Genomic DNA, 2,947 nt, shown 5'->3' with positions numbered 1-2,947 from the left:
TTTTTTAATTTTAGTTTGGTTAAGTTAGAAAGGGCGCACGGTGGATGCCTTGACACTAGGAGTCGATGAAGGACGGGACTAACGCCGATATGCTTCGGGGAGCTGTAAGTAAGCTTTGATCCGAAGATTTCCGAATGGGGAAACCCACTATACGTAATGGTATGGTATCCTTACCTGAATACATAGGGTATGGAAGACAGACCCAGGGAACTGAAACATCTAAGTACCTGGAGGAAGAGAAAGCAAATGCGATTTCCTGAGTAGCGGCGAGCGAAACGGAATCTAGCCCAAACCAAGAGGCTTGCCTCTTGGGGTTGTAGGACATTCTATACGGAGTTACAAAGGAACGAGGTAGACGAAGCGACCTGGAAAGGTCCGTCGTAGAGGGTAACAACCCCGTAGTCGAAACTTCGTTCTCTCTTGAATGTATCCTGAGTACGGCGGAACACGTGAAATTCCGTCGGAATCTGGGAGGACCATCTCCCAAGGCTAAATACTCCCTAGTGATCGATAGTGAACCAGTACCGTGAGGGAAAGGTGAAAAGCACCCCGGAAGGGGAGTGAAAGAGATCCTGAAACCGTGTGCCTACAAATAGTCAGAGCCCGTTAATGGGTGATGGCGTGCCTTTTGTAGAATGAACCGGCGAGTTACGATCCCGTGCGAGGTTAAGTTGAAGAGACGGAGCCGCAGCGAAAGCGAGTCTGAATAGGGCGTTTAGTACGTGGTCGTAGACCCGAAACCAGGTGATCTACCCATGTCCAGGGTGAAGTTCAGGTAACACTGAATGGAGGCCCGAACCCACGCACGTTGAAAAGTGCGGGGATGAGGTGTGGGTAGCGGAGAAATTCCAATCGAACCTGGAGATAGCTGGTTCTCCCCGAAATAGCTTTAGGGCTAGCCTTAAGTGTAAGAGTCTTGGAGGTAGAGCACTGATTGAACTAGGGGTCCTCATCGGATTACCGAATTCAGTCAAACTCCGAATGCCAATGACTTATCCTTAGGAGTCAGACTGCGAGTGATAAGATCCGTAGTCAAGAGGGAAACAGCCCAGATCGCCAGCTAAGGTCCCAAAGTGTGTATTAAGTGGAAAAGGATGTGGAGTTGCTTAGACAACTAGGATGTTGGCTTAGAAGCAGCCACCATTTAAAGAGTGCGTAATAGCTCACTAGTCGAGTGACTCTGCGCCGAAAATGTACCGGGGCTAAATACACCACCGAAGCTGCGAATTGATACCAATGGTATCAGTGGTAGGGGAGCGTTCTAAGTGCAGTGAAGTCAGACCGGAAGGACTGGTGGAGCGCTTAGAAGTGAGAATGCCGGTATGAGTAGCGAAAGACGGGTGAGAATCCCGTCCACCGAATGCCTAAGGTTTCCTGAGGAAGGCTCGTCCGCTCAGGGTTAGTCAGGACCTAAGCCGAGGCCGACAGGCGTAGGCGATGGACAACAGGTTGATATTCCTGTACCACCTCTTTATCGTTTGAGCAATGGAGGGACGCAGAAGGATAGAAGAAGCGTGCGATTGGTTGTGCACGTCCAAGCAGTTAGGCTGATAAGTAGGCAAATCCGCTTATCGTGAAGGCTGAGCTGTGATGGGGAAGCTCCTTATGGAGCGAAGTCTTTGATTCCCCGCTGCCAAGAAAAGCTTCTAGCGAGATAAAAGGTGCCTGTACCGCAAACCGACACAGGTAGGCGAGGAGAGAATCCTAAGGTGTGCGAGAGAACTCTGGTTAAGGAACTCGGCAAAATGACCCCGTAACTTCGGGAGAAGGGGTGCTTTCTTAACGGAAAGCCGCAGTGAATAGGCCCAAGCGACTGTTTAGCAAAAACACAGGTCTCTGCGAAGCCGTAAGGCGAAGTATAGGGGCTGACACCTGCCCGGTGCTGGAAGGTTAAGGAGAGGGGTTAGCGTAAGCGAAGCTCTGAACTGAAGCCCCAGTAAACGGCGGCCGTAACTATAACGGTCCTAAGGTAGCGAAATTCCTTGTCGGGTAAGTTCCGACCCGCACGAAAGGTGTAACGATTTGGGCACTGTCTCAACCAGAGACTCGGTGAAATTATAGTACCTGTGAAGATGCAGGTTACCCGCGACAGGACGGAAAGACCCCGTGGAGCTTTACTGTAGCCTGATATTGAATTTTGGTACAGTTTGTACAGGATAGGCGGGAGCCATTGAAACCGGAGCGCTAGCTTCGGTGGAGGCGCTGGTGGGATACCGCCCTGACTGTATTGAAATTCTAACCTACGGGTCTTATCGACCCGGGAGACAGTGTCAGGTGGGCAGTTTGACTGGGGCGGTCGCCTCCTAAAGTGTAACGGAGGCGCCCAAAGGTTCCCTCAGAATGGTTGGAAATCATTCGTAGAGTGCAAAGGCATAAGGGAGCTTGACTGCGAGACCTACAAGTCGAGCAGGGACGAAAGTCGGGCTTAGTGATCCGGTGGTTCCGCATGGAAGGGCCATCGCTCAACGGATAAAAGCTACCCCGGGGATAACAGGCTTATCTCCCCCAAGAGTCCACATCGACGGGGAGGTTTGGCACCTCGATGTCGGCTCATCGCATCCTGGGGCTGTAGTCGGTCCCAAGGGTTGGGCTGTTCGCCCATTAAAGCGGTACGCGAGCTGGGTTCAGAACGTCGTGAGACAGTTCGGTCCCTATCCGTCGTGGGCGTAGGAAATTTGAGAGGAGCTGTCCTTAGTACGAGAGGACCGGGATGGACGCACCGCTGGTGTACCAGTTGTTCTGCCAAGGGCATAGCTGGGTAGCTATGTGCGGAAGGGATAAGTGCTGAAAGCATCTAAGCATGAAGCCCCCCTCAAGATGAGATTTCCCATAGCGTAAGCTAGTAAGATCCCTGAAAGATGATCAGGTTGATAGGTTCGAGGTGGAAGCATGGTGACATGTGGAGCTGACGAATACTAATAGATCGAGGACTTAACCATATAATATG

The 2,947-nt window shown here is 51.4% G+C and carries 1 rRNA gene; it reads left to right on the top strand.

The window, feature by feature from the left end:
• Positions 1-17: 17 nt before the first annotated feature.
• Positions 18-2,939: ribosomal RNA gene (locus tag BAU27_RS09185) — 23S ribosomal RNA — on the top strand.
• Positions 2,940-2,947: the final 8 nt, after the last annotated feature.

The organism is Bacillus sp. NH11B (assembly GCF_001884205.1).
GTDB classification, from domain to species: domain Bacteria; phylum Bacillota; class Bacilli; order Bacillales; family Bacillaceae_G; genus Bacillus_A; species Bacillus_A proteolyticus.
This window is presented reverse-complemented; position numbering and strand designations above follow the sequence as displayed.